Annotated in this window: 21 protein-coding genes; 6 read left to right on the top strand and 15 right to left on the bottom strand. The window is 69.7% G+C overall.

All coding sequences use genetic code 11. The features are described from left to right. Nucleotides 1–139: 139 nt before the first annotated feature. Nucleotides 140–2,674 (top strand): HWE histidine kinase domain-containing protein, encoded by a 2,535-nt coding sequence (locus D9R14_RS20770; protein ID WP_121625274.1) that lies wholly within the window; start codon nt 140–142, stop codon nt 2,672–2,674. Between the two features lie 93 nt (nt 2,675–2,767). On the opposite strand, the gene D9R14_RS20765 is transcribed toward D9R14_RS20770, so the two are convergent. After that, nucleotides 2,768–3,943: an alpha/beta hydrolase gene (locus D9R14_RS20765; RefSeq protein ID WP_245420921.1), complete on the bottom strand. Its 1,176-nt coding sequence runs from the start codon at nt 3,941–3,943 to the stop codon at nt 2,768–2,770. A gap of 209 nt (nt 3,944–4,152) precedes the next feature. Between D9R14_RS20765 and D9R14_RS20760 the strand changes: the two genes are divergently transcribed. Beyond that, entirely contained in the window at nt 4,153–5,166 is a 1,014-nt protein-coding gene (locus D9R14_RS20760; RefSeq protein ID WP_184759519.1) for an AI-2E family transporter, read from the top strand. Between the two features lie 5 nt (nt 5,167–5,171). On the opposite strand, the gene D9R14_RS20755 is transcribed toward D9R14_RS20760, so the two are convergent. The 3 genes from D9R14_RS20755 to D9R14_RS20745 are packed head-to-tail and all read right to left on the bottom strand — an operon-like array spanning nt 5,172 to nt 10,100. After that, complete coding sequence (locus D9R14_RS20755; protein WP_121625272.1) at nt 5,172–6,368, bottom strand: ABC transporter permease; 1,197 nt, start codon at nt 6,366–6,368, stop codon at nt 5,172–5,174. A 1-nt stretch (nt 6,369) separates the two neighbouring features. Next, the gene (gene rbbA / locus D9R14_RS20750) at nt 6,370–9,108 is read right to left on the bottom strand and encodes a ribosome-associated ATPase/putative transporter RbbA (RefSeq protein ID WP_121625271.1); all 2,739 of its coding nucleotides are present in this window, start codon (nt 9,106–9,108) and stop codon (nt 6,370–6,372) included. Then, complete coding sequence (locus tag D9R14_RS20745; protein ID WP_121625295.1) at nt 9,105–10,100, bottom strand: HlyD family secretion protein; 996 nt, start codon at nt 10,098–10,100, stop codon at nt 9,105–9,107. The genes rbbA and D9R14_RS20745 overlap by 4 nt, the downstream gene beginning before the upstream one ends. Before the next feature lie 661 nt (nt 10,101–10,761). On the opposite strand from D9R14_RS20745, the gene D9R14_RS20740 reads away from it, so the two are divergent. Continuing rightward, nucleotides 10,762–12,090 carry a DUF2254 domain-containing protein gene (locus D9R14_RS20740; RefSeq protein ID WP_121625270.1) on the top strand — a complete coding sequence of 443 codons (1,329 nt, stop codon included), beginning with the start codon at nt 10,762–10,764 and terminating at the stop codon, nt 12,088–12,090. Between the two features lie 32 nt (nt 12,091–12,122). Further along, nucleotides 12,123–12,686: a type 1 glutamine amidotransferase domain-containing protein gene (locus D9R14_RS20735; protein ID WP_121625269.1), complete on the top strand. Its 564-nt coding sequence runs from the start codon at nt 12,123–12,125 to the stop codon at nt 12,684–12,686. A 59-nt stretch (nt 12,687–12,745) separates the two neighbouring features. Here the strand turns inward: D9R14_RS20735 and D9R14_RS20730 are convergent, their stop codons facing one another. The 4 genes from D9R14_RS20730 to leuS all read right to left on the bottom strand — a co-directional run bounded on the left by D9R14_RS20730 (nt 12,746) and on the right by leuS (nt 17,522). Further along, nucleotides 12,746–13,012 carry a DUF2798 domain-containing protein gene (locus tag D9R14_RS20730; RefSeq protein WP_121625268.1) on the bottom strand — a complete coding sequence of 89 codons (267 nt, stop codon included), beginning with the start codon at nt 13,010–13,012 and terminating at the stop codon, nt 12,746–12,748. A 180-nt stretch (nt 13,013–13,192) separates the two neighbouring features. Further along, nucleotides 13,193–14,230 carry a DNA polymerase III subunit delta gene (gene holA, locus D9R14_RS20725; protein WP_121625267.1) on the bottom strand — a complete coding sequence of 346 codons (1,038 nt, stop codon included), beginning with the start codon at nt 14,228–14,230 and terminating at the stop codon, nt 13,193–13,195. Between the two features lie 3 nt (nt 14,231–14,233). Continuing rightward, complete coding sequence (gene lptE, locus D9R14_RS20720) at nt 14,234–14,890, bottom strand: LPS assembly lipoprotein LptE (RefSeq protein ID WP_121625266.1); 657 nt, start codon at nt 14,888–14,890, stop codon at nt 14,234–14,236. After that, complete coding sequence (gene leuS, locus D9R14_RS20715) at nt 14,877–17,522, bottom strand: leucine--tRNA ligase (RefSeq protein WP_121625265.1); 2,646 nt, start codon at nt 17,520–17,522, stop codon at nt 14,877–14,879. The genes lptE and leuS overlap by 14 nt, the downstream gene beginning before the upstream one ends. Before the next feature lie 226 nt (nt 17,523–17,748). Here leuS and D9R14_RS20710 point away from each other — a divergent pair, with 226 nt between their 5' ends. Further along, a complete protein-coding gene (locus tag D9R14_RS20710) occupies nt 17,749–19,200 on the top strand; it encodes a sodium:proton antiporter (RefSeq protein WP_121625264.1) in 1,452 nt (483 codons plus the stop codon). 169 nt (nt 19,201–19,369) lie between these two features. Here D9R14_RS20710 and D9R14_RS20705 read toward each other — a convergent pair whose 3' ends face one another. From D9R14_RS20705 to rpsF, 5 genes are all read right to left on the bottom strand, one after another. Further along, a complete protein-coding gene (locus tag D9R14_RS20705; protein WP_121625263.1) occupies nt 19,370–20,665 on the bottom strand; it encodes a cyclopropane fatty acid synthase in 1,296 nt (431 codons plus the stop codon). Between the two features lie 422 nt (nt 20,666–21,087). Then, nucleotides 21,088–21,669 carry a 50S ribosomal protein L9 gene (rplI, locus tag D9R14_RS20700; RefSeq protein ID WP_121625262.1) on the bottom strand — a complete coding sequence of 194 codons (582 nt, stop codon included), beginning with the start codon at nt 21,667–21,669 and terminating at the stop codon, nt 21,088–21,090. 70 nt (nt 21,670–21,739) lie between these two features. Further along, a complete protein-coding gene (locus tag D9R14_RS20695) occupies nt 21,740–22,696 on the bottom strand; it encodes a DUF2232 domain-containing protein (RefSeq protein WP_121625261.1) in 957 nt (318 codons plus the stop codon). A gap of 227 nt (nt 22,697–22,923) precedes the next feature. Continuing rightward, nucleotides 22,924–23,184, bottom strand: a complete 261-nt coding sequence (rpsR, locus tag D9R14_RS20690; RefSeq protein ID WP_121625260.1) for a 30S ribosomal protein S18 — start codon at nt 23,182–23,184, stop codon at nt 22,924–22,926. Next, entirely contained in the window at nt 23,184–23,654 is a 471-nt protein-coding gene (rpsF, locus tag D9R14_RS20685) for a 30S ribosomal protein S6 (protein ID WP_121625259.1), read from the bottom strand. Before rpsF ends, rpsR begins: the two co-directional genes overlap by 1 nt. Nucleotides 23,655–23,984: 330 nt before the next feature. Between rpsF and D9R14_RS20680 the strand changes: the two genes are divergently transcribed. Next, on the top strand, nt 23,985–24,857 hold the full coding sequence (locus D9R14_RS20680; RefSeq protein WP_394010960.1) for a bifunctional helix-turn-helix transcriptional regulator/GNAT family N-acetyltransferase: 873 nt from the start codon (nt 23,985–23,987) through the stop codon (nt 24,855–24,857). Between the two features lie 74 nt (nt 24,858–24,931). On the opposite strand, the gene soxX is transcribed toward D9R14_RS20680, so the two are convergent. Beyond that, the gene (gene soxX / locus D9R14_RS20675; protein WP_121625257.1) at nt 24,932–25,552 is read right to left on the bottom strand and encodes a sulfur oxidation c-type cytochrome SoxX; all 621 of its coding nucleotides are present in this window, start codon (nt 25,550–25,552) and stop codon (nt 24,932–24,934) included. 14 nt (nt 25,553–25,566) lie between these two features. After that, nucleotides 25,567–26,397 carry a sulfur oxidation c-type cytochrome SoxA gene (gene soxA, locus D9R14_RS20670; RefSeq protein WP_121625256.1) on the bottom strand — a complete coding sequence of 277 codons (831 nt, stop codon included), beginning with the start codon at nt 26,395–26,397 and terminating at the stop codon, nt 25,567–25,569. Between the last annotated feature and the right edge of the window lie 199 nt (nt 26,398–26,596).

Here is a 26,596-nt window from a genome sequence, read left to right as displayed (position 1 = left end):
ACATGTGCCAACGTGCAATCCCGTGTTCTGTTCCGGCTGTCCGCCCCTGCGAAGCGAGGCCGTCCGACCGCCCCAAACCGCCAGATCTGGCCGGGCTTGCGCGCGCGGATCATGGTCTGCGCGGCTCGGCTCCACGCCGGTGAGGATACCCGTCGATCTCACCAATTGCGACCGCGAGCCCATCCATCAGCTTGGGGCCATCCAGCCGTTCGGCTTCCTGCTGGCGCTCGGCGACGACTGGCGGATAGAGCGCGCCTCGGAAAACGTGGACCAGCACCTCGGCCAGCCCCTGGCGGAGGTGCTTGGCCGGTCCGTGACCGAAATCTTCGATCAGGATGCGATCCACACCCTGCGCAACATGGCGGCCATGCTGCGGACGCCGGATGCGGTGGAGCGCGGGCACCTCGACCGCCTCACGCCATCCGGCGGCGCGTTCGACGTCGCCGTCCACCTCGCCGACGGGCTGTTCATTCTGGAGTGCGAGCCCGCCGACGGCGGCCGCGGCGATGCGAGCGCCCTGGTGCGGGCGATGATCTCCCGCGTGCGGCCGGCCACCTCGCTCAAGGGGTTCCTGGAGGAGGGCGCGCGCCAGGTGCGCGCGCTGACCGGCTTCGACCGGGTGATGATCTACCGCTTCGACGCAGCCGGCAGCGGCGAGGTCGCCGCGGAGGCCCGCCGCAGCAGCGTCGACAGCTTTCTCGGGCTCAACTACCCTGCATCCGACATTCCCGCGCAGGCCCGCCTGCTCTACGTGCGCAACACCTTCCGGGTGATCGCCGACGTGGGCGCACCGCCCGCATTGATCGTGCCGCAGTTCGACGTCGCGGGCGCGCCGCTCGACCTGTCCATGTCGCTGCTGCGGTCGGTCTCGCCGATCCATATCGAATATCTGCGCAACATGGGCGTGGCCGCCTCGCTCTCCATCTCGATCCTGGTGGAGGGCCGGCTGTGGGGGCTCGTGGCGTGCCACCACTACGCGCCCAAGCGGCCGAGCATGATGGAGCGCACCGCGGCGGAGCTGTTCGGCTCCATGTTCTCGCTCATGCTTGAGAGCCGGCTGCGTGCGCAGGAGGCCGAGTATGAGGTCAAGGCCCGCGAGGTGGCCTCGCATCTGCTCGCCACCATTGCCCGCGACGGCTCGGCCATGGCGGATTCCTCGTGGTTCGGCAGCACGGTGGCCGACGCGATCCCGTGCGACGGGGTGGGCGTCATGGTGGATGGCGTGAGCCGGCTCTCGGGCCTCACGCCCGACGAGGCGCAATTCAGCGGCATCATCACCTGGCTCAACCGGGCCGCGTCGTCGCAGATCTATACGACGGACCAGATTTCGAGCGTCATTCCCGAGGCGGCGGCCTATGGCAACAAGGCGGCCGGCATGCTCGCCATCCCCATCTCGCGCACCGCCCGGGACCATGTGGTGCTGTTCCGCGCCGAGCGGCTGCGGGCCGTGCGCTGGGCGGGAAATCCGGAGAAGCCGGTCGAACTCGGCCCGCTCGGTGCGCGCCTGACGCCGCGCAAGAGCTTCGAGGAGTGGTCCGAACTGGTGAAGGGCAAGGCGGAGCCGTTCACCGCCGCCGAGCTGCGCGTCGCCGAATCCCTGCGCGGCGCCCTTCTCGAAGTGGTGCTGCGCCTTGCCGACGCCGCCGGGGACGAACGCCGCCGGGCGCAGGAGCGCCAGACCCTGCTGGTGGCCGAGCTGAACCACCGGGTGCGCAACATCCTGGCGCTGATCCGCGGCCTCGTGGCCCAGACGCGCCAACACGCGGTGGACCCCAACGACATGATGGAGACTCTCGATTTGCGGGTTCAGGCCCTGGCGCGCGCCCATGACCAGGTGAGCGCGGACCGGCTCGCGCCGGCGAGCCTCACCAGCCTGATCGCGACCGAGGTGAGCGCCTTCCTCGGCGCCCGGCGCGATCGCGTGCGCCTCGAAGGCGAAGACGTGAAGCTCGTGCCCGACGCGTTCACGGTGGTCGCCCTCGTGGTCCACGAACTGGTGACGAACGCGGCGAAGTACGGCGCCCTCTCGCAGAGCGGCACGGTGACGATCCGCTGGCACCTCGACAATGCCGGGGATCTGCGCCTGTCCTGGAGCGAGTCCGGTGGCCCGGCCGTAACGGCGCCCCGGCGGCGCGGCTTCGGCACCACGGTGATCGAACGCTCCATTCCCCACGAACTGGGCGGTTCGGCGGACATGCGCTACCGCGTGTCCGGGATCGAGGCGGAGTTCCGCATTCCGGCACGCCACGTGTCCGCGGCCACGCCGCGCGGCGCTCCCGCGCGCATCGCCGCGGCGCCGGCGCGCAAGGCAAGCCCTTACGAGGGCAGCTCGGTGCTGCTGGTGGAGGACAGCCTGATGATCGCGCTCGGCTGCGAGGCGACCCTGCTGGAACTCGGCGCGCGCGAGGTGCTGGTCGCCGCCTCCGTCCCGGACGCCATGGCGCTGATCGCCGACCGGACGGTGGACGTCGGCGTGCTGGATTTCAATCTCGGCGAGACGAACAGCCTGCCGATCGCCGATGAACTGAAGGCCCGCGGGGTGCCCATGATCTTCGCCAGCGGCTACGGCGACGCCTTGGCCCTTCCGCCCGCGCATGCCAGCGCGCCGGTCATCGTGAAGCCTTACACTCACGTTGAACTGGCCAATGCGGGGTGGTCCGCGATGACGCGGTAGAGCGCGATCCGATCAGATTGGCTCGATTTGATCGGTGAATCGCCCTCTAGATTGGGGGCAGGGCACGGCCGCCGGTGGGCGCTCCCCGCCCGGTCAGTTGCGCCCGCCGGAGAAGACCAGGATGGGCGCTGCGGCGACGCTGCCCACCGCCATGCCGACGCCGCCGCCGACGCGCGCGACGAGGCCGTCCTCCTCGCTCAGGTCTTGCCCGCCCGCGAGGCGGGCGCCGATGAGGCCGACGATGTCCTTCTGGGTGGCGAACACCGAATGGTTGAGCGCATCGCCGCCCTGGAGCGCGGTGAGGTCGACCACCGTGATGTCGCGCGCCCGCTCCAGCCGCGCCGCATATTGCGGGTCGTTGAGGTCCACCGCGCCGACCCGCGTCACCTGGCCGGCGAGGAGGCGCGAGATGCCCAGCGCCTTGTCGTTGCGCGACACGAAGATCGTGACCTTGGGGCGGCTGGGGCCGATGTCCACCATCTGGCGCTCGAACACGTCGATGTCGAGGTCGGGGGAGGCAAGCACCACATTGGTGATCTTGGCCGGGATGCGCCCGTTCTTCAGCGCGATCTGGCGCAGCGCCTCCACCGCGAGCCAGGCGCCCATGGAATGGGCCATGACCACCACCTCGTCCACCTTGGGGCTCGCGGCGGCCGAAGTGAGCACGTAAGCGAGGTCGGAGCGCGAGAAATTGGCGCTCTCGCGGTCATAGACATAGTCCGTCACCCGCCCGCGCGAGGGCCAGGAGAACAGCACCGGCACCAGCGAGGCGTCGGTGTCGGCGATGAACTGCGCATAGCCGAAGACCGAGGCGTCGAACCGGGTGTTGAAGCCGTGCACGAACACCAGCACGCGCCGCTTCTTGCCGTGCCGCGCCGTGAACCAGGCGGCGATGTCCGTGCGCTGGAGCGGTTCGAGGCGGCTGACGACGAACTCGCGCGCGGGATCGCCGTTGGGGCCGGACGGCCACTGGATGGAGCCCACCGGCCGGTCGGCCGGCACCGACACCGCGACGTCGGTGAAGGCGAGGGCGTCGCCGCGCTCGCCGGTGAAGACGACGCCGGGCGCGGTGCTGGGCGCTCGCGTCGTGGCGACCAGCATGTCCACTCTTGTGCCTGGCGTGTCGCCAACGGCCACGGGCACGAGCACGCCTTCGGGGCGGGCGCAGGCGGCGAGTGCCAGCAGCCCCAGCGCGGCGAGCACCGGCGCGAGCGCGCGCCCGCGCGCACCTTTCGCACCCGATCCGCCCGCGCCCGTCATCCGCGCCATGTGGTTTCCGCCCGTTTCGTCCCGCTCTTTATAGGGTGTTGCAGGTAAAGGGAAAGATGCCGCACGTCACCGCGCCGCCGTGTCGGTAGCGGGGGCCGCCCGCGGGTCTGATTTTTCTTTCGTCCTGGGCGCGGTACGCCCTTTCGCCGGCCCGCCCGTTTCGCCCATAAAGGGGCGCCGCGCCGGGTGCGGACGTGAGGGGGAACGCCATGAGGGCGCTGGTCGGGCTTGCTGCCCTGGTGGTGATCTGTGCCGCGCTCAGGGAGGCGCAGACCCTGATCGTGCCCGTGGTGTTCGCGATCTTCGTGATGGCGCTCGCCTGGCCGCTGCAACGCCGGCTGGAGCGCGTGCTGCCCAAGATCGCCGCGGTGCTCGCGACGCTGGTGGTGGCGCTCGGCGTGGTGGGGGCCGTGACCTCGCTGGTGGTGTGGGGCCTCGGGCATGTGGGGCAGTGGGTGTTCGCCAATGCCGCGCGGTTCCAGACGCTCTATGGGCAGCTCGGCATCTGGCTGGAGGGCCACGGCTTCGTGCTCGCCAGCGTGATGGCCGACCATTTCGACGTGCGCTGGATGCTGCGCCTGTTCCAGGACATTTCCGGACGGCTGCACTCGCTCGCCTCGTTCCTGGTCTTCACCTTCCTCTATTTTTTGCTCGGCATGCTGGAGGTGGACGCGCTGAAGTCCCAACTCCTCAAGCTCCGGGCCCGCGGGCGCGGCGCCTATCTGGTGGCGGCGGGCGCGGCGGCGGCGGAGAAGCTCCAGAAATACATGGTGGTGCGCACCTTCATGAGCCTCGCCACCGGCTTCGCGGTTTGGGCCTTCACGCTGTTTTCCGGACTGGAGCTGGCGCTGGCCTGGGGCGCCATCGCCTTCGCGCTCAACTACATCCCGTTCATCGGGCCGTTCGTGGCGACCCTGCTGCCCACCGTGTTCGCGCTCGCCCAGTTCGAATCCTGGGAGATGGCGGCGTTCGTGTTCGTTTCCCTCAACGTGATCCAGTTCCTGTCCGGCAGCTATATCGAGCCGCGGATCGCTGGCAAGACGCTTGCGGTCTCGCCGTTCCTGGTGCTGTTCTCGGTGTTCTTCTTCGCCTTCCTCTGGGGGCTGCCGGGCGCCTTCATCGGCGTGCCGGTGCTGATCGTGACGCTGACCTTCTGCGCCGGCCACCCGAGGTCGAAGCCGGTGGCGGCGCTGCTCTCCGGCAAGCCGGCCGAGGCCGGCTGAGCCGGTCACTGCTGGGCGGCGAGGAAGGTGCGGAAGCGCGCCAGCGCGAAGGCGAAGAACAGCACGCCGATGCCGAAGGTGGCGGCAAAGCGCGGCCACACCGTCTCGATCCCGGCGCCGCGATAGAGGATCGCCTGCGCGAAGGCGACGAACTGGGTGGAGGGGGAGGCCTGCATGGCCACCTGCAGCCATTGCGGCATGCTCTCCAGCGGGGTGAAGCCGCCCGAAAGCATGTTCATGGGCAGCACGATGAGGAAGAACAGCAGCCCGAACTGCGGCATCGATCCCGCCAGCGTGCCGAGGAAGATGCCGAGCGAGGCGGTGAAGAACAGATAGAGCGCCGCCCCCGCGAGGAACAGCGGCACCGAGCCGGCGATGCCCATGCCGAGCCCCCATTTCAGCACCACCACCACGGAGAAGGCCGCGCCCACCAGGATCACCGAGCCGTTGGCGAGGATCTTCGCCAGCATGATCTCGGACGGGCGCACCGGCAGCACCAGGAGATGCTCCAGCGTGCCGTGCTCGCGCTCGCGGATCAGCGCGGCGCCGGCCAGCAGCACCGAGAGCATGGTGATGTTGGTGATGAGGCCCATGGTGCCGGTGAACCAGGAGGATTCCAGCCCCTGGTTGAAGGCGACGCGGATCTTCAGCTCCACCGGCGTCGGGACTCCTTCCGAATGGCGCAGCACGAAGCGGTTCACCTCCTCCTGGAAGATGGCGGAGATGTCGTTGGCGCCGAGGCCCGCCTGCATCAAGGCGGTGGCGTCGATCAGAAGCTGGACCTGCGGGTCGCGCCCGGCCAGGACGTCCGACTGGAAGTCGGGCGGAATGTTGAGGACGAAGGTGAAGCGCGCCGCGTCCATGGCGCGGTCCACGTCCTGCGGGGCGAGGTGCACCGGCGCCTGGAAGCGCGGCGGCAGCAGGCCGTCGAGGATGGCGTTGGAGAGCGGGGAATTGTCCTCGTCCACCACGCCCACGGTGGCGCGGTTGAGATCGTGCTTCATGCCGTTGGCCTGGAGCACGATGGCGGCGGTGAAGGCGTAGAGCACCAGCACCAGAAGCGCGCGGTCGCGCCACAGGCTGATGAGTTCCTTCACCACCAGCTCGCGCACATTGCCGGCGAAGGCGCGCCAGCGCGGCGGGCGCTTGCCGGCAGGGGAGGGCGCGGGCGAGGCCGAGGGGGCGGCGGGGGTGGGCGCCATCTCACACCTCCTGCTTGCGCAGGATCACCCAGGCGAGGGCGAGCAGCGCCGGCCAGAACAGGATGGTCGCGCCCACGAACGGCAGGAGATCGGCGAGGTCGAGCCCCTTGGTGAAGGCGCCCACCGAGATGCGCATGAAATAGGTGGTGGGAAAGAAGGTGCCCAGCACCCACGCCCCGCCTTCCAGCGTCGCCACCGGCTGGAGCATCCCCGAGAACTGGGTCGCCGGCATCATCGTGCCGATGGCGGTGCCGAACAGCGCTGCGACCTGGGTGTTCGTCAGGGTCGAGGAGACGAGGCCGATGGCCGTGGTGGCGAGCACATAGGCGGCGGCGCCGAGCGCGAGGCCGAGGAACGAGCCCTTCAGCGGCACGCCGAACAGGAACAGTGCCATCAGCACCAGGACGCCGAAATTGAAGAACGCGACGGCCGCGTAGGGCAATTGCTTGCCCAGCAGGAATTCCAGCTTGGTGACGGGGGTGACGTAGAGGTTGGTGATGGAGCCCAGTTCCTTCTCCGTCACCACCCCGAGGGCGGTGAGGATGGCGGGAATGAAGATCAGCATCAGCGCGATGGTCGCCGGCACCATGGCCTCGACGCTCTTGAAGGCCTGGTTGTAGCGGTAGCGCATCTCCAGGGTCGCGAAGCTGGTCACGTCCCGCCCCGCCATCCGTGCGGCATCGGCCAGGAACATCAGGTGCACCGCCTGCACATAGCCTTGGATGGTCTCGGCGCGGAACGGCATGGCGCCGTCGATGGTCACGAGGATCTCGGTCGGCCGGCCGGAGCGCAGATCGGCGCCGAACTCGGGCGGGATTTCGATGGCGAAGGCGATGGAATTGGCCTTCAGCCGCCGGTCGAGGTCGTCGGGGCTCGCCAGCGCCGGCTCCATCACGAAATAGGTGGAGTGGGCAAAGCCGTCGACATAAGCGCGGCTCTCCGGCGTCTGGTCGCGGTCGAGCACGGCGAAGCGCAGCTTGTCCACATCGAGCGTGATGCCGTAGCCGAAGATCACCATCAGGAGCGCGGTGCCGAGCAGCGCGAAGGCCAGCCGCACGGGATCGCGCCGCAGCTCCAGCGCCTCGCGCCAGGCATAGGCGCCGAGCCGGCGCGGCGAGAAGGCCGCCGGCCGGCCGGCGGCATGGGGCGTGGGCGGCGCGAGGCGCGCCTTGGTCTCTGCGGCCCGTCCGCCCATCTCCATATAGGCGATGAAGGCCTCTTCCAGCGTCGGCGTGCCCTTCTCGCGCTTCAGGGCCTCAGGCGTGCCGGTGGCGATCACCTTGCCGGCATGCATGAAGGAGATGCGGTCGCAGCGCTCGGCCTCGCCCATGAAGTGGGTGGAGACGAAAATGGTCACGCCCTCCGTGCGGGAGAGGCGCTGGAGATGGTCCCAGAAATTGTCCCGTGCCACCGGGTCGACGCCCGAGGTGGGCTCGTCGAGGATCAGCACTTCCGGCCGGTGCAGCACCGCCACCGCCAGCGAGAGGCGCTGGCGCACGCCCAAAGGCAGGCCGTCGGAGAGCGCATCGAGGTGGCCGGCAAGGTCGAAGTCCCGCACCAGCTCGGCGATGCGCGCCACGCCGTCCGCCTCGGCCAGCGTGAACAGGCGGGCGTGCAGCTCCAGGTTCTGGCGCACGGTCAATTCGCCGTAGAGCGAGAAGGCCTGGCTCATATAGCCCACGCGCCGGCGGGTCTCGATATCGGCCGGGTCCACCGGCACGCCGAACAGCAGCGCCTCCCCGGAGGAGGCCGGCAGAAGGCCGGTGAGCATCTTCATGGTGGTGGACTTGCCGCAGCCGTTGGAGCCGAGGAAGCCGAAGATCTCGCCGCGGCGGATCTTGAAGCTCACATGGTCCACGGCGACGAAGTCGCCGAACCGGCGCGTCAGCCCGCGCGATTCGATGGCGATGGGCGCGTCGTCGGCGATCGGCGCGGCGGGCGCCGCTTCCGGCCCGTCGCCGCGCCGCCCCTCGGGCAGCAGCGAGATGAAGGCGCGCTCCAGGTTTGGCTGGCCGGTGCGGGCCAAAAGGTCGGCCGGCGTCCCGTCGGCGAGGATGCGGCCGCCGTCGACCATCACCACGCGCTCGAAGCGCGCCGCCTCCTCCATGTCGGCGGTGGCGACGAGGAGGGTCAGGCGCGGCCGGTCGGCGCGAATCTGCTCGACGAAGTCCCAGAACTGGCGGCGCGAGAGCGGGTCGACGCCGGTGGTGGGCTCGTCCAGCAGCAGCAGATCCGGGTCGTGCACCAGCGCGCAGCACAGGCCGAGCTTCTGCTTCATGCCGCCGGAGAGCTTGCGCATGAGCCGGTCGGCGAACGGATCGAGGCCCGTGGCCGCGAGCAAGGGCGCGACGCGGGCGCCCTTGGCGTCGGCCTCCTCGCCGAACAGGCGGGCGAAGAAGGCGATGTTCTCCGCCACGGTGAGGTTGGGATAGAGGTTGCGCCCGAGCCCCTGGGGCATGAAGGCGATGCGCGGCTGCACCGCCTCGCGGGCAGCGCGGGCGGAAAAGTCCGCGCCCAGCACCTCCACCTTGCCGGCCTGGATGCGCTTGGCCCCGGCGATCAGGCCGAAGAGGGTCGACTTGCCGACCCCGTCCGGTCCCACGAGCGCCACCGAAGCGCCCTCGGCGACGAGAAGGTCGATGCCGTCAACGGCCAGGGTGCGGCCATAGGCGTGGCGGATGCCCGTGAGGCGGATGGCATCGGCCGGTCCGCCTGGGCCAGCCCCTGCCGTTCCGCTCACTGCGCCGCCTCGCGCACGAGGTCGGATTCGAGCCAGGCCGGCCACTGGGCGTTGGGATCGAGCCGCACATAGCCGACGCCCGTGACGCCGGTCTTCACGTGCTCCAGATACTTCTCCACCAGCACCCGCGGCACCCGGAGCTTGACGCGGAACATCATGCGGTCGCGCTCGCTCTGGGTCTCCACCTGCTTGGGCGTGAACTGGCCGCGGGCGGAGACGAAGGAGACGTTGGCGGGCACGGCGCGGTCCGGCAGCGGCTCCAGCATCAGCCTGGCCTGCGCCCCGATGCGGAGCGTGCCGGCCTGGGACGCCGGCAGGAAGATGGTCATGTAGACGTCGGAGAGATCCACCAGGGTGAGCACCTTGCCGCCCGCGCCGAGCACCTCGCCCGGCTCGGCGAGGCGGTAGATGACGCGGCCGGACTTGGGCGCGACGAGGGTGCCGTCCGCCACCATGCGCTTCAGCCGGTCCACCTCGGCCTCGGCGGCGCGGATGGCGCTCTCGCTCGCGGCGAGGCTCGACTGGGCCGCGGCGAGGGCCGCAGCGGCGGTGAGCTTGGTGGTGCGATACTGGTCCACCTTCTGCTCGGTGGCGAAGCCCTTGGCCACCAGGGTCTCCTGGCGCTCCAGCTCCTTGGTGGCGAGGTCCAGCTCGCCCTTCCTCTGCTCCACCACGTGGGTCGCGGTATCGCGCGACTGGGTTGCCTGGGCGGCCTGGGCCTCGGCGGTGCGCAGGGCGGCGGCGGTCTCCTCCACATCCATGTGGGCGACCACCTGGCCCGCCTGGACGAAGTCGCCCTCCTCGGCGAGCACGTCCACCACCCGGCCCGCGGCCTTGGTGGCGACGTCCACCTGGGTGGCCTCGATGCGGCCGTTTCCGGAGGCGAATCCCGGCGGCAGGGCGCGGGCCCGGGAGGCGAGATACCAGGCCCCGGCGCCCCCTCCCGCGACCACGGCGAGCAGGAGCACGAGGATCACCAGCGTGCGCTTCATGGACAGCACCTCTGCAAAGGCCACCGCTGCGGCCGAGCGATAATCTCGCACGCCGCATGGGCCGACGTAACTGCCCCACTTGGTCCTGGAGGTAGCTGCGGTGCAGCAAGAGGGCCTTGATCGGGATCAACGGTACCCGCGGGCGCGGCGGTTCCCGCGCGCGATGGCCAACCGGACGGCCGTGTCAGGCTGGGCGGAGGTCAGGCAGAACGCCCGGCCCGCGGGGGAGATGCAGGCCGGGCGCCCGCTTCCGACGCACGGCAGGCCGTGTGCCAGAAAAGGCAGCTGAGAGCGCCGCACACATGAGAGCGGCAATTTCTGATTTACGGCATCGCAAAAAGGCTGGTCCCTGCGTGCGGATCAGCCGGCGTCATCGCCCCACGAAAGCAGCCGCAAAGTCCGGCTGTCACTGCGCCGATCAACGCGACACAAACGGTGCGTACAGCAAGGCGCCGGGGTTTCTTTTGACATGGATCAAATGGCGCGAAGGTATTTCGTTCCGGGCGTCACGGCGGCCCCCCTCAGCCGGCGCCGCGCCTTTTCCGCAGCTCCGTGCGCATCGCGTCCGGGCGAACCAATCTTCCGCGCGGGCGTTTGGCCTCTGGGCCGTGAACTGTACCCTGGCCGGGACAGCGCCGGCGGCGCACGGAAGGCGGGCTCGATGTCGCGGTGGGAATGGCTATTGAAGAACCTGGCGCGGCGCCTGTGGGTGCGCGCCAGCCTCATCGGCCTGCTGGGCGTCGCCGCGGCCATGGTCGCGGCCGTGGCGGAAAACTACATCCCCTGGCAATTGCCGGGCTCCATCGGCGCCGATGCGGTGGACGGGATCCTCAACATCATCGCCTCCTCCATGCTGGCGGTGACGACCTTTTCCCTCAGCGTGATGACCTCGGCCTACGGCTCCGCCACCAGCAACGTGACGCCCCGCGCCACCCGCCTGCTGATGGAGGACAAGGTCACGCAGAACGTGCTCTCCACCTTCATCGGCTCGTTCCTGTTCGGCATCGTCGGCATCGTCGTCCTGAAGACCGGGGCCTATGGCGACCGAGGGCGGGTCGTGCTGTTCCTCGTCACGATCGGCGTCATCTTCCTCATCGTCGTGACGCTTCTGCGGTGGATCGACCACCTGACCCGCCTCGGCCGCGTCGGCGAGACCACCGACCGGGTGGAGCGCGCGACCCGGTCGGCGCTGGAGGAAAGGCTGGCCGAGCCCTATCTGGGCGGCCGGCCCGCCGGCGGGCCTGAGGACGCGATCCCGGCGCGGGCGGTGCCGGTCTTCGCCGAGGCCATCGGCTATGTGCAGCACGTCGACATGGCGGCGCTGCAAGGCTGCGCCGAGAAGAACCAGGGCAGCATCCATGTGGCGGCCCTTCCCGGCTCGTTCATCGCCGCCCGCACTCCCGTCGCCTTCATCGATGCGCACTTCGCGGGCGGGGACGAAATCGCCGAGGCCACCGAGGCTGTCCGCCGGGCCTTCTCCGTGGGCAGCGAGCGCAACTTCGACCAGGATCCGCGCTTCGGACTGGCGGTGCTGAGCGAGATCGCGTGCCGCGCGCTCTCGCCAGCGGTTAACGATTACGGCACGGCGATCGACGTCATCGGCCGGGCCACCCGTCTGCTGAGCCTGTGGGCGCAGGGCGGCGCGCCGCGTGACGAGGACGGCATCCGCTTTGCAGACGTGCGGGTCCTCGCGCTGCGTTCCGATGACCTGTTCGAGGACGCCTTCATGCTCATCGCGCGCGACGGGGCCGCCATGATCGAGGTGCAGCTGCGGCTGCAGAAGGTGCTCGCGGCGCTCGGCCAGTTGGGCGACGCCGACTTTCGCGCCGCCGCGCGCCATCAGGCTGAGCTTGCGCTGATGCGGGCGGACGATGCCCTGCCGATCGAGGCCGACCGCGCCCGGCTGCGCGCCGCCGTCGCGGCGGGATGGGGCGAGCTCGCCACGGACGCAGCCGCACCGCCGGGAACGATCCGGCCGGAGCGTCATTGACTGGGCATATCCCCCACACCAAGGAGGTGACCATGTCCGGTCCATTGGACGGCAAGCGCATTCTCGTTCTCGCCACCAACGGCTTCGAGCAGTCCGAGCTGGAAGTGCCCCGCGACCGCCTGAAGGAGGCGGGCGCCAGGGTGGACGTCGTTTCGCCGGAGAGCGGCGAGATCAAGGGCTGGGACAAGAAGGACTGGGGCCGCCCCGTGAAGGTCGACCGGCCGCTCGCGGACGCCCGCGAGGCCGACTACGACGCCATCGTCGTGCCGGGCGGCCAGATCAATCCCGACCTGCTGCGCGCCGAGCCCGCGGCGGTCGAGCTGGTGAAGGCCTTCTACGATGCCGGCAAGACCGTGGCGGCGGTGTGCCACGGGCCGTGGCTGCTGGTGGAAGCCGGCATCGCCAAGGGCCGGCGCATGACCTCCTATCATTCGATCCGCACCGACGTGGTCAATGCGGGCGCGCGCTGGGAGGACGCGGAGGTGGTGACCGACAACGGCCTCGTCACCTCCCGCAAGCCCGACGATCTGGAGGCGTTCTGCGCCAAGATCATCGAGGAGGTCCGCGAGGGCCGCCACCAGCGGCGCGCGGCCTGACCATCGCGCCCTCGCGCGACCCGGCGAAAGGCGGCCTCCCGGCCGCCTTTCGTGCGGGATCAGCGCGCCGGCGCCTCCACCACGAGGCCGACGATGCGGCGCACCACGGGCAGCACCAGCAGCAGGGTGGGGAAGGCGACGAGCCAGCTGAGGCCCCAGGCGATGGGCCAGGTGCTCACGAAATCGGGGCCGAGCCCCAGGCTGCGTGCCGTGGCGATGGCCGAGACCACGAAGGTCATCAGCACCGACAGAACGAGCGGCATGACGATGCCGGCATAGCGCGCCGGCAGCTTGCGGGAAGTCTTGGGAGAGGCCATGAGGGCCATCCTTGTCGCGGATGGTCCCGGGCGGGTCCGGATCGTCTCGCGCATCCGGCCGGCCTGGGACCGGGTTGGATGCGTTGCCTGACGTCGGACGCTTACGGCGCGGCCCGAAGGCCGCACGCGCTTCTTAACGCACCTTCGCCGCGCCGCGTCAAGACCGAAGCGGACGGCTGCGGCGGTGGGCTATCGGCCCCGCCGCCGTCCGGCTGCGGCCTGCTGGGCCACCTGGAGCACGGTGCGCTCGCAGATGGCCTGGGCGAGCGGCGCGCTGCGGCGGGCGGCAAGCACGGCCTCGTCCACGGCGAGCATGGCCTTCAGCACGCGGCCGGCTGGGAGCGCCCTGAGCGCGGCGGAGAGCTTGGGCTTGCGCGAGAAATGCACCTGCGGCCGGGCGCCGTCGATCACCCGGTCCACGGAAGAGCCGCCCTCCACCTGAAGCGCCATCTGGTGCAGTGAGGCGAGGGCGCGCAGCAGCGCGCCGAGCACCGCGTCCGGCCGGGTGGCGGCGCCGAATGCCTTGCCGAGCGCCTGCACCGCGTCCGCCGTCTCGCCGGCGAGCGCGGCATCCACCACATCGTCCAGGGCGAGCGCCGAGGCATCGCCGACGATGGCGCGTACGTCCTCGGCGCTCACGCGCTTGCCGCCCTGGGCGTAGAGGGCGAGCTTGGCGATCTCCCCGCGCGAGGCGAGCCGGTCGCCGCCGATCAGCGAGACGAGAAGCTCGCGCGCGTCCGGATCGATGGCGAGGCCGGCCTCGCCGAGCATGGTGTCCACCAGGCGGGCGAGGTCGCGCTCGGTGTCGGCATAGCAGGCGATGGCCAAAGCGTGGGGCGAGTTCTCGCAGGCCGCGCGCAGCGGCGCGCCGCGCTTGAGGTCGCCCGCCTCCACCACCACCAGCGTGCCGGACGGCTCGGCCAGGACCGGGGCCAGCGCCGGGACGATGTTGCGCGACCCGGCGCGCACCCAGATCACCCGTTCGCCGCCGAACAGGCCGATGGTGCGCGTCTCGTCCACGAGGCGGCGCGGATCGGACGACAGCTCGTCGCCGTCGAGGCGCACCAGGGCGAACGGATCGGCGGTGTCGGGGATGGAGCGCCGCACCAGAGCGGCCGCGCGCTCGCGCACGAGGCCCATGTCCGGCCCGAAGATGAGAACCACCTGCTTGGATGGGTCGCGCCGGGCGAGCGCCGTGTCCGCGTCGCCCGGCCGCACGGCCACCATGGGCTAGCTGCCCTGGGGCTTGGGCTCGAAGTTGGGATCGTTCTTCTTGCGGATGAAATAGGCGGCGATCTGCGCCTTGATCTGGTCCGCGACGATACGGGCGGCGCGGTTCTCCGCGTCGCGGGTGGCGGCATAGTTGGCGTAGCGCTGGTCGCTCACGTCGATGGTGCCGGAGCCGGAGGCGGACCCCTCGATCACCGGCTTCTTCTTCTCGTCGCCGACCCGCACCAGCTTCCAGTTGCCGGTGATTCGGACGATCTGGTTCTCAGGCAGGCCGGAGCCCGAATTCACGATCGCCGAGGCGATCGAGGACTGCACCGAGATGGTCATCTGGTAGGGCACGTGCTTGGGATTGCCCTCCCCGCCGGTGAGGGCGAAAATCAAATCGTTGCGCAGCTCGTTGCCGATCCGGCCCTGGATCTGGAGAATCTCCACCTCGCGCATATTGTCCATGAGCGAGGGGCCGGCGGCGGTGTTGCTCTCCGCATAGAGCGGCTGGAAGCAGCCGGCGAGGCCGCCGGACAGGAGCCCCACCACGGCAAGCCGTGCAAGCAGAGTCGCGCGGCCGGCATCCTGCTTCGCAGACGCGGCCAGGGGCGTCCGGTCGGCGCGATGTTCGGCGCGGGTTTCGGTGCGGTGTTCGGTGTCAGGCGACCACATTCACGATCCTCTGCGGCACCACGATGATACGCTTCGGCGCGCGCCCGTCGAGTGCCTTGCGCACGCTTTCGAGTTGCAGGACGGCCTCTTCCACCTCTGCGGTGGTGGCCTCGCGCGGAACGACGATGTCGTCGCGCTTCTTGCCGTTGATCTGGATCGGCAGGGTGACGGTATCCCGGCGCAGCAGCGCCGCGTCCACCCGCGGCCATCCGGCCTCCGCCACCAGCCCCTCATGCCCGAGCGTCGCCCAGCATTCCTCGGCGAGATGCGGCGTCATCGGAGAGATCACCAGCACCGCGATCTCCGCCGCCTCGCGCAAGGCGTAGGCGAGGTCCGCCGGAACCGGCGCCGCGCCGCGCGCGGCGGCGACCGCCGAGGCGAAGGCATTGGTGAATTCGTAGACGTGCGCCACCGCCACGTTGAAGCGCAGGCGCTCCACGTCGTCCGCCACCTGGGCGGCGAGGGCGTGGGCCGCGCGGCGCAGCGCGAGCGCCGGCTCGCCGAACGCGTCGGGGCGGTTCGCCGCCGCCGGGGCGCCCAGCTCGATCGCCTCGTTCACCAGGCGCCAGATGCGCTGCACGAAGCGCCAGGCGCCCTCGATGCCGCCCTGGGTCCACTCGCTGTCGCGCTCGGGCGGGGTGTCGGAGAGCATGAACCAGCGCGCGCAGTCGACGCCGTAGGTGTCCGCCACCGCCTCGGGGGCCACCACGTTGCGCTTCGACTTCGACATCTTCTCCGGCGGCGAGACAGCGACCGGGGTGCCGTCGTCGATCTTCACCGCCTTGCCGGTGCCGAGCACCTTCACCTCTTCCGGGAACAGCCACTTGCCGTCCTGGTCCTTGTAGGTCTCGTGTACGATCATGCCCTGGGTGAAGAGGCCGGCGAACGGCTCCTCCAGGTCGATCCGCCCGCAGGCCTTCAGCGCCCGGGTGAAGAAGCGCGAATAGAGCAGATGCAGGATGGCGTGCTCGATGCCGCCGATATACTGGTCCACCGGCAGCCAGTGGCCGACTGCCGCCTTGTCCAGCGGCTGCTGCGCATTGTCGGAAGCATAGCGCAGGAAATACCAGGACGAATCCACGAAGGTGTCCATGGTATCGGTCTCGCGCCGGGCCGGCTTGCCGCATTTCGGGCAGGCGACCTCGCGCCAGGCCTTGGCGCGGTCGAGCGGATTGCCCGGCCGGTCGAAGGTCACGTCCTCCGGCAGCAGCACCGGCAGGTCCGCGCGCGGCACGCCCACGGGGCCGCAGCTCTCGCAGTGGATCACCGGGATCGGGCAGCCCCAATAGCGCTGGCGCGAGATGCCCCAGTCGCGCAGGCGGAAGTTCACCTTGCGCGTGCCCTGCGGCTCGCCGCCGACGCGGAAGCGCTCCAGGCGCCGGGCGACCGCCTCCTTGGCGTCGGGCACGCTCATGCCGTCCAGGAAGCCGGAATTGATCAGGGTGCCGTCGCCGTCATAGGCCACGTCGCCGATGGCGAAGGCGCCCGCGTCGGTGTCCGGCGGCAGCACCACCGGGACCACCGGCAGGGCGTACTTGCGGGCGAAGTCGAGGTCGCGCTGGTCGTGCGCCGGGCAGCCGAAGATGGCGCCGGTGCCGTAGTCCATCAGCACGAAATTGGCCACGAACACCGGCACGGTGCGCTTGTCGTCCAGCGGGTGCACCACCTTGAGGCCGGTGTCGAAGCCGAGCTTCTCCTGGGTCTCGATCTCCTCCGCCGAGGTGCCGCCCTTCTTGCACTCGGCGACGAAGGCGGCGAGCGCCTGGTTCTTCCCCGCGAGGTCCCGGGTCAGCGGATGGTCGGGCGACAGCGCGAGGAAAGAGGCGCCATAGAGCGTGTCGGGACGGGTGGTGTAGACCTTCACCGCGTCGGCGCCCGCCGGTGCCTCGCCCCGGGCGAACTCGAACAGCACTTCGAGCCCTTCCGACCGGCCGATCCAGTTGCGCTGCATGAGGCGCACCTTGTCGGGCCAGCGGTCGAGCGTATCGATGGCGTCCAGCAGCTCCTGGGCGAACGCGGTGATGCGGAAGAACCACTGCGAGAGCTTGCGCCGCTCGACCACCGCGCCGGAGCGCCAGCCGCGGCCGTCGATCACCTGCTCGTTGGCGAGCACGGTGTTGTCCACCGGGTCCCAATTGACCTCGCTCTCCTTGCGATAGGCGAGGCCGTTGTCCAGGAAGTCCAGGAAGATGCGCTGCTGCTCGACATAATAGGACGGGTCGCAGGTGGCGATCTCGCGGTCCCAGTCGAGCGAAAGGCCGAGCAGCTGGAGCTGCTCGCGCATGGTGGCGATGTTCTCGTAGGTCCACTCCTTGGGGTGGACGCGGCGCTCGATGGCGGCGTTCTCGGCCGGCAGGCCGAACGCGTCCCAGCCCATGGGGTGCAGCACGTTGAAGCCGGCCATGCGCTTGTAGCGCGCCAGCACGTCGCCCATGACGTAGTTGCGCCCGTGGCCGATATGGATGCGCCCGGACGGGTAGGGGAACATCTCCAGGACGTAGAATTTCGGGCGCGGATCATCGTTGCGCGTGCGGAAGACGCCGCGCTCCTTCCAGATCTTCTGCCAGCGGGGTTCCACCGCGCGGGCGTTGTAGCGGTCGCTGGCCCGCTCCTGTGTCGGTTCTTGGCTCATCGCTCTTGTGCTGGGATCGAAACGCGGCGGCACTTGGGCAGAAACCGCCGCCGGGGTCAATGGCGCGATGCCGCTTCGCGCCCCGTGGCGGCCCCGCGCGGGGCGCCGGCGGACGCAGCGGAAGATTGGTGGCCGCCACCGTGCCCATTTGCCGGCAGTCGCCCTTGCCTCACGCCGCCCTATCGTCCATCACAGGGCGGCACTCAAAAGACACAGGGGTGGGGAAATGGTGGCGGCGCGGCGGTGTGTCAGGTCTTGTCTCGGGCTTGCCGGCGCGGGCGTCCTTCTTCTAGCAGGTGCTTCGGGCGCCCTGGGCGCGGATGGGGCGCCGGCGCTGGACGGCGCGCAGCTTTCGCCGCTCTGGGCGCTGCCGTTCGTGGGCATGCTGCTGTCGATCGCCCTGTTCCCGCTGCTGGCCGGGCACTTCTGGCACCATCACTACGGCAAGGTGGCGCTGTTCTGGGGCCTCGCCTTCGCCATTCCCTTCGCCTTGACCTACGGCCCCTCGGCCACGACGCACGAGGTGGTGCACACGGCGCTGCTGGAATACATCCCCTTCATCATCCTGCTGTTCGCGCTGTTCACCGTCTCGGGCGGCATCCTGGTGACCGGCAACCTGCACGGCAGCCCCGTCACCAACACGGCGCTGCTTGCCATCGGCACGGTCCTGGCCAGCGTCATCGGCACCACCGGCGCCTCCATGGTGCTCATCCGCCCGCTGCTGCGCGCCAATGACGAGCGGCGCTACAACGTGCACACGGTGGTGTTCTTCATCTTCCTGGTGTCGAACATCGGCGGCTCGCTGACGCCACTCGGCGACCCGCCGCTGTTCCTCGGCTTCCTGAAGGGGGTGAACTTCTTCTGGACCACCACGCACCTGTTCCACGACACGGTGGTGATGGCGGGCCTTCTGCTCACCGCCTTCTTCCTGCTCGACAGCTACTACTACCGCAAGGAAGAGGGCATGAAACTGCGCCGCGACCCGACCCCCGACACCGAGGGGCTGGGCCTGCGCGGGGCGCAGAACCTGCCGCTGCTCGGCGGCGTCATCGGCGCGATCCTGCTCTCGGCGCTGTGGAAGCCCGGCATCAGCTTCAACATCTACGGCACCCACGTGGAGCTGCAGTGGATGGTGCGCGACGTGCTGCTGGTGGTGATCGCGCTGGTCTCCCTCGCCATCACCCCGAAGCTGGTGCGCGAGCGCAACGGCTTCGACTGGGAGCCGATCCGCGAGGTGGCGAAGCTGTTCGCCGCCATCTTCCTCACCATCATCCCGGTGATCGCCATCCTCAAGGCGGGCGAGCGCGGCGTGTTCTCGCCGCTGGTCGAGCTCGTGACCGGGCCCGACGGCCAGCCGGTGAACGTCTGGTACTTCTGGCTCACCGGCGCGCTCTCGGCCTTCCTGGACAACGCCCCGACCTATCTCGTCTTCTTCAACCTGGCCGGCGGCGACCCGCACCAGCTGATGGGGCCGCTGGCGGTGACGCTGGAGGCGATCTCGGCCGGCGCGGTGTTCATGGGCGCCATGACCTATATCGGCAACGCGCCGAACTTCATGGTGCTCTCCATCGCCAAGCACCGCGGCGTGAAGATGCCGAGCTTCTTCGGCTACATGGCCTGGTCTGTTGGCTTCCTGGTGCCGGGCTTCATCCTGCTGACGTTCCTCTATTTCCTGTAGGGGGCGGTCTCGCGGGCGTCGTCATGCCCCGGCTTGTCCGGGGCATCCGCCCTGCCATCCCGCACGATGCCAGGGAGGCCGGCACCACGGCCGACCGGCGATCCCCCGCACCGGCCTGGGGGATGGCGCGCCGAGAACGCGGGCGCCCCGGCGAAGGCCGATCGCGTGCCTATTCGCCGGCCAGCCGCAGCGGGGGACACGCCTGCGCCTCGCGCCGGCGCAAAGCGGCCTCCGCCTCGGCGATATAGCCGCGCGTGAGCGGCACCGCCTCCTGGCGGCGGGCGAGCTGGATCTGGAACACGTTCAGGCCCTGGTAGCGGAACGCCATCTCGCTGGCGGCGAGATAGAATTCCCACATGCGGCAGAAGCGTTCGTCGGTCAGGCGCACCGCCTCCTCCCAGCGGGCGCGGAAGCGCTCGCGCCACGCCTTCAACGTCTCAGCATAATGCAGGCGCAGAAGCTCAATGTCGGTCACCACGAGGCCGGCGCGCTCGATGTGCGGCAGCACCTCGGACAATGCCGGGATGTAGCCGCCGGGGAAGATGTACTTGGCGATGAAAGGGTTGGTGACGCCCGGCGGGTCGGAGCGGCCGATGGCGTGGAGCAGCATCACCCCGTCGGGCTTCAGCAGGGCCTTCGCCCGCTGGAAGAAGGTGGCGAAGTGGTCCACCCCCACATGCTCGAACATGCCCACCGAGACGATGCGGTCGAAGGCCTCCGGGATGTCGCGATAGTCCTGCATGCGGAATTCGACCCGGTCCGCAAGGCCGCGCTCGCGCGCCCGGTTGCGCGCCATGTCGAGCTGTTCCCGCGAGAGGGTGACGCCGGTGACGCGCGCGCCCGTCATCTCGGCGAGATAGAGGCCCAGCCCGCCCCAGCCGGAGCCGATGTCCAGCACCGAAAGGTCCGGCCGATCCATCACCAGCTTGGCGGCGAGGTGGCGCTTCTTGGCGAGCTGGGCGTCGTCGAGCCGCTGCTCGGGCGTCTCGAAATAGGCGCAGGAATATTGCCGGTCGGCATCGAGGAAGAGCGAATAGAGCCGCCCGTCGATGTCGTAATGGTGGGCGACATTGCGCTGGGACCGCGCGGGCGGATTGAACTGGGCGATCCGCCGCAGGGCCAGCCGCAGCCGGTAGAGCCCCCGTGCCGACGGGGTCGGATTCACCGCCTCTGGCTGCGACATCAGCAAGTCGAGAAGGTCGGCGAGCGTGCCCTTCTCCACCACCAGCGTGCCGTCCATATAGGCTTCGCCCAGGCGCAGCTCGGGGTCGAGCAGGATGCCGCGTTCGGCCGCGCGGGTCGTGAAGCGAACCGCCACAAGCGGAGGGCCGGCCGCGGCCTCACCCACCACATCTTCGCCCACCAAATCTCCGCCCACCACGTAGCGCCGGCCGGAGGCCGACGTGACCTGAAGCGCACCGCGACGGACGATGCGGGCCAGAACATTCTTCAGCAACCGTTCCATCGGCCGCCTCCACCATGAGCGTCCTATGACGCGAAATGCCTCTCCTTCCCTCGCCCGATGCCGGACCCACCCGCAGGCAGCCACTGCAACACTGCGCCCCGACCGCTCTGGTCAGTTCGGGTTCGCCTTGCCTCGCACGACATAACGTTGGAAACGCGCAAGACGATGTCCGGCCGCCGGGTTCGGCCGCAACGGGTGGAATGAAACCATCAAGCGTTCCTGTCGGCAATATGTCGCACCCGCCGGACGCTGTTTTTTCCATCACCCGTGAAGCGGCGATGAAAAATTGAGCGGGAGGCACCTGCGGCGTCGCGGCCGGCGTTCAGAAACAAAGGCGGCGCCGCCGGCCTGGGCCAGGGCGCCGCCTTTTCATTCGTCTCGCCGGCAGTGGAGGCCGCCGGCGCAGGCAAAAGCCGTAAAGCTCAGCCCTCCACGTCCTCCTCAGCGGCCAGCTCGGCGGCGACGGCGGCGCGCTCGACGGCGAGCTCGGCCTCGATCTCGGCGTCCTCGTCACGGGCGGTGCGCACGTCCTCGCCGCGGGCCTGGCGCTCGGCCTCCTCGGGATTGCGGGCGACGTTCACCTTCACCGTGACCTCGACCTCGGGGTGGAGGGTGACGGGCACGGTGTGCAGGCCGAGGGTCTTGATGGGGTGGTTCAGCACCACCTGCGCGCGGTCCACGTGGAAGCCGGCCGCGGTCAGGCCGTCGGCGATGTCGCGGGTGGAGACGGAGCCGTAGAGCTGGCCGCTCTCGCCCGCCTGGCGGATCATCACCACGCTCTGGCCGTTGAGCTTCTCCGCCACGGCCTGGGCCTCCTGGCGGCGCTCCAGGTTGCGGGCCTCAAGCTCCACCTTCATGGTCTGGAAGCGGTCCTTGTTCGCCTTGGTGGCGCGCAGGGCCTTGCCGTTCGGCAGCAGGAAGTTGCGGGCGTAGCCGTCGCGCACCTTCACCACTTCGCCCATCTGGCCAAGCTTGGCGACGCGCTCGAGAAGAATGACGTCCATGTTCGTGTCTCCTTGTATCTTCGTGTGTCGTGCGTTTTCGTGTGTCTTGGTCTTCGCGTGATCGGGCTGTTCAGCGATCGTTGGCGGCAGGCGGTCCCTTTGGCGTCGAAACCCGCGCGCGCAAGTCGAACAGGGCGTCCGCGAGGCCGAGCGCCGCCATGGCGAGGAGGGGCCAGCCCAGCATGAGGCTCGTGGCCCATACGCCCGAGAGCACAAGGACGCGCGCGGTGTGGCCGCGGGTGAGGGCGTGGACCAGCGCGAAGCCGGCCAGCGCAAAAGCGAGGATCAGGGTCGCCGCCGCCACCGAGGCGGCGAGGCCCAGCATGGACGGCGCCATGGTGAGCAGCAGGGCGGCCGCGAGCGCCAGCGGCGTGCCGCGCGGCAGGCGGAAGGCGGACAGATCGGGCCAGGGCCGCGTGAGCCGCTGGGACACCAGGGCCGCCTTGCCGGCGAGGTAGAGGCAGGCGAGCTGCGAGACCATGCTCAGCGCCCCCGCCATGGGTGGCAGCAGGCGGGCGAGCAGGGCCCCCATGGCCGCCGTGTCGGTGCCGCCGGCCAGCGCCGACTGCCCGCCTTGGCCGACAAGCGCCTCGAAGGCGGAGATGACCGAGGCCTCATAGGCCTCGAAGCTCCACGACATGGAGAACAGCGCCACCAGCACCGCCAGCGTCGCGAGGCCCGCCGCCATGCCGATGAGCCCACCCACCGGGAACCACAGCACGCCGTCGCGCGCCGCCGGCTCCTCGCGGGCAAGCATGGCGGCATATGAGAGGGCAAAAGCGGGGCCGCCCATGCCCAGCGCATAGGCGATCAGGAGCGGGTGCCCGAACACGAAGCCGAGGCTTCCGGCGGCAACGATGGCGGCGCCGAGCGCAGCCCAGGGAGAGAAGGCGATGCCGGCGATCATGACCGGCAGGGGCGCAAGATAGAACAGCGGCACGGCCATGAGCGATCCCGCCGCGACGCCTGCGGCGAGCAGGGCGGACGCGGCGCCCGCAGCGATGGCGATGACGATCAGCGGACCCATTGGACGAGCTGTCCCGCTTGAGGGCGGTTAGAGGCGGCACGCGGCGGCCCCAACTGAAGCCCCAGGGCTCATTCCCTGCGGCCTGTCTTCTCTCTTGGAAGACGCCCCCGGGGAGACCCGGAGGCGCGCGATCCCCTTGGGGACCATATGCTTGCGGTGATCCTCAGCGGATCACGCTGCCTAGTTTCGTAATCCTGCGCGGATCACGATGCCCGTGTTCGTGATCCTCAGCGGATCACGAAGGGCAGCAGGCCCAGGAAGCGGGCGCGCTTGACGGCGGCGGCCAGCTCGCGCTGCTTCTTGGCGGACACCGCCGTGATGCGCGAGGGCACGATCTTGCCGCGCTCGGAGATGTAGCGCTGCAGGAGACGCACGTCCTTGTAGTCGATCTTCGGCGCGTTCGGGCCGGAGAACGGGCAGGTCTTGCGACGACGGAAGAAGGGGCGGCGCTGGCCGCCGCCGGCACCACCGGACTGAGCGAACGCCATCAGACTTCCTCCTCGCTCTGGGTCTCCTCGGAGGGACGCGGACGGCGCGGGCGATCCTCACGGCCGCCGAAGCCGCCGCGGTCGCCGCCGAAGCCGCCGCGTTCACCACGCTCGCCGCGCTCGCCCCGCTCACCGCGGTCGTCGCGATCGCGCTTCTGGAGCATGGCGGAGGGGGTCTCCTCGTGCTCCTCGACGCGCAGGGTCAGGACGCGCAGCACGTCCTCGTCGATGCGCTGCTGGCGCTCCAGCTCCTGCACCGCCGCCGCGGGGGCGTCGATGTTCATGAGCGTGAAGTGGGCCTTGCGGTTCTTGTTGATGCGATAGGTGAGGGACTTCACGCCCCAATACTCGGTCTTTCCGACCGAGCCGCCATTCGCCTCGATGACACCCTTGAACCGGGTGGTCAGTTCCTCGACCTGCTGCGCCGTGACGTCCTGGCGCGCGAGGAACACGTGCTCGTAGAGCGGCATGTGTTCACTGCCTTTCGTTTCAACTCTCCGCCCCACCGGCGCCAAGCCCTTCTTGCCTTTCGGAAAGGCGCGAAGCTCGGAAGGCGGGGACACGGGACGGCGGGCGGTCTTGCCCTCCCTTTCCCTTCCCAAGGCATGCCTCGGGCAAAGAAAGAGCGTCCGTTCAGCCCCCGGCCGGGTGCGACGGAAGCGGCGCGTATAGCAGGTTCTGCTGCGATGGCAAGGTCCGAGCCGTGGCGGGAGCCCGCGCGAGGGCGTCCCGCCATTGCCACGGCGGCCCGCCGAAACGGATTGACGAGTTCATATCTCGGACTAAAGTCAGATATTATGCTGCCAGATCCCGTTTCCCGCATCCGCCGCTTCAACCGCGTCGTCACCGCCGAGGTGGGGGCGCTCGACACGTCCTTTCTCGGGCGCGGGCGGCCGCTCGGCGCGGCGCGGGTGCTGAACGCCATCGGCCAGGGCTGCGGCGACGTGGGCAAGATCCGCGCACGGCTGGGCCTCGATTCGGGCCTCGCGAGCCGGCTGCTGCGCGGCCTGGAGGACGAGGGGCTGGTGGAGACGGCGCCCGATGCCGACGACGCCCGCCGCCGCGTCGCCCGGCTCACCGAAGCCGGCAAGGCGGAGTTCGCCGCCTATGAGGCGCTCTCGAACGCGCAGGCCGGCGCGTTCCTCTCCCGCGCGGCGCGGACGGAGGCGCTGCTTGACGCCATGGACCTCGTCGCCTCCACGCTCGGGCGCGGGCGCATCACCGTCGAGGAAGCGGACCCGCGCGGCGCCGAGGCGCGCTGGTGCCTCGGCGAATACTATGCCGAACTCGGGCGCCGCTTCGCGTCCGGGTTCGACGTGGCGCGCTCGCGCGATCCCGATGCCGAGGCCATGGTGCGGCCGCGCGGGGTGTTCCTTCTGGCGATGTCCGACGGCCTGCCGGTGGGCTGCGTGGGCCTGAAGGGCTCGGGCGGCGCGATGGCGGAGGTGAAGCGCCTGTGGATCGCGCCTTCCGCCCGGGGACTTGGCCTCGGCCGGCGCCTGATGGACGAGGTGGAGGCGGCCGCCCGGTCGCTCGGCGTCGCCACGCTGCGGCTCGACACCAATGGCGCGCTCGGCGAGGCGCTGGCGCTGTACCGCACCACCGGCTGGCGCGAGATCGACCGCTTCAACGACGATCCCTATCCCGACCACTTCTTCGAGAAGCAGCTGTAGCGCCGGGCGCCAGCATCTTCCCCTCGCCCCGAAGAGAAGCAAGGGCGGGCGCCGCTTGGGCGCCCGCCCTCATCTCACTTTGCCGGCGTGTTCACCGGCGAGTTCGGGTCGAACAGATAGGCCACCACGTCCTTGATCTGCTTCTCGGTCAGCACGCCGTTATGCCCGAAGCGCGGCATGGAGGAGCAGGCGAACGCGGCCTGGGCGTTGTAGACCTTGGCGTAGGCGGCCTTGGCGTCCTCGGCGGCATACTTGCGGTCGGCGCCGTAATTGGTGAGCGAGGGCCCGAGCGTGCCGTAGCTCACCTCCTTCAGGTCCATCTGGTGGCAGGCATAGCAATTGCCGCCGCTCACCGTGCCGGGCGGGTCCGAGAACTGGCCGCCGCGGCCGTTCTGCGCGACCTTGGCGCCTTCCTTCCAGTCGCCCAGCAGCACGCCGTCTGCGGGGAAGACCACGGTCTTGGTCTCGCGGGCGACGATGGCATCCGCCTGCGCGGCGGAGGGCTGGTTGCGGGTCTGGGAGCAGACCTGCATGGTCTCGTCCTGGGCGAGGCGCGCGGCCCAGCCCTCGGGCAGCTTGGTGAAGCTCTCCTTCACCACCCGGTCCACGGTCGCCTGCGGCGCGGCCGGGATCTGCTGGGCGAAGGCGAGGGACGGGACGACCAAAGCGGCGGCGGCGATGAATGCGTGTTTCATGGTTTCCTCCCGCCTCAGCGCTTGATCGAGGGCACGTTGAGCTCGGCCCCGTTGGCTTGTTTGTTCAGGAACAGCGCCAGCGCGGTGACCGCTTCCGAGCCGTAGTCCGGCGCCGGCATGCGCATCTGGCGGTAGCAGTCCCACAGGCGGTGCTGCATGGTGCGCAGCGCGCTCTGGGAGACGCGGTAGGTGGGCCAGGAGCTCATGGTCGCCTGCGCGTCCTTGCCGGGCTTGTCGAGCTGCGGCAGGCCCTGGAGGCGGATGCGCTTGCCGGGCTCGGCGTGGCAGGTCTGGCACGAGAAGTCGTTGATCGACGAGCGGCGGAAGAACAGCGCCTCGCCGATGGCATAGGCCTCCTTCTCCTTCGGGTCGTCGAGCACGACGTTGATCTTCATGCCGTTCGACTTGTTGGCGATGAAGGCGACGAGGTCCTCCATGTCCGAGCCGCGGCCGGGGCCGGAGAAGGGCCGCGCCTTGAGTGGCTTGGTGTCGAGGCCCTGGATGGTCTCCATGCACCACAGGAGGCGCTGCTCCAGGTCCATCACCTGGTCGGCATCCTTGAAGTAGCGCGGCATCTGCACGAACGCGCCCTCGATCTTGCCGGGGCCGACGCCGAGATCGCAGGTCTCCAGCGACACGTTCTTGGTGCCGCGCTTGGCCGACCACAGTTCCTCGCCCCGATCCACCGCAAGGTAGCCCGGATTGGCCATGGGGTCGTTGATCATGGCGCGGTAGCGCTCGATCTCCTTTTCGCTGGCATCCTCCTGGGCGGCCGCGACCAGCGGCGCGCCGAGGACGAAGGCGAGCGCGCATAGGCATGTGAGGGTTGTGGCTTTGCGTCGCATGGTTCCTCCCGACAGTTGGCGTCTCGCGGCGCCGGGCTCTCTTTGGTGGAGTCCTGGCCGTTCCTCGCATCGGTCGTCCGCGCTCCTTGCCGAAGCGCGGCGCCGATGGAGCTACTTTACATTCAAAAAAATCGATATCACAATATGTGAAATTGATCGGCGAACCGCCGTTCCAAAAGGCCGCCAGGGCCGCCGATAA

The sequence above is a fragment of the Xanthobacter tagetidis genome, from assembly GCF_003667445.1.
GTDB classification, from domain to species: domain Bacteria; phylum Pseudomonadota; class Alphaproteobacteria; order Rhizobiales; family Xanthobacteraceae; genus Xanthobacter; species Xanthobacter tagetidis.
The sequence above is the reverse complement of the archived record's forward strand: the minus strand, read 5'-3'. Positions and strand labels throughout refer to the sequence as shown.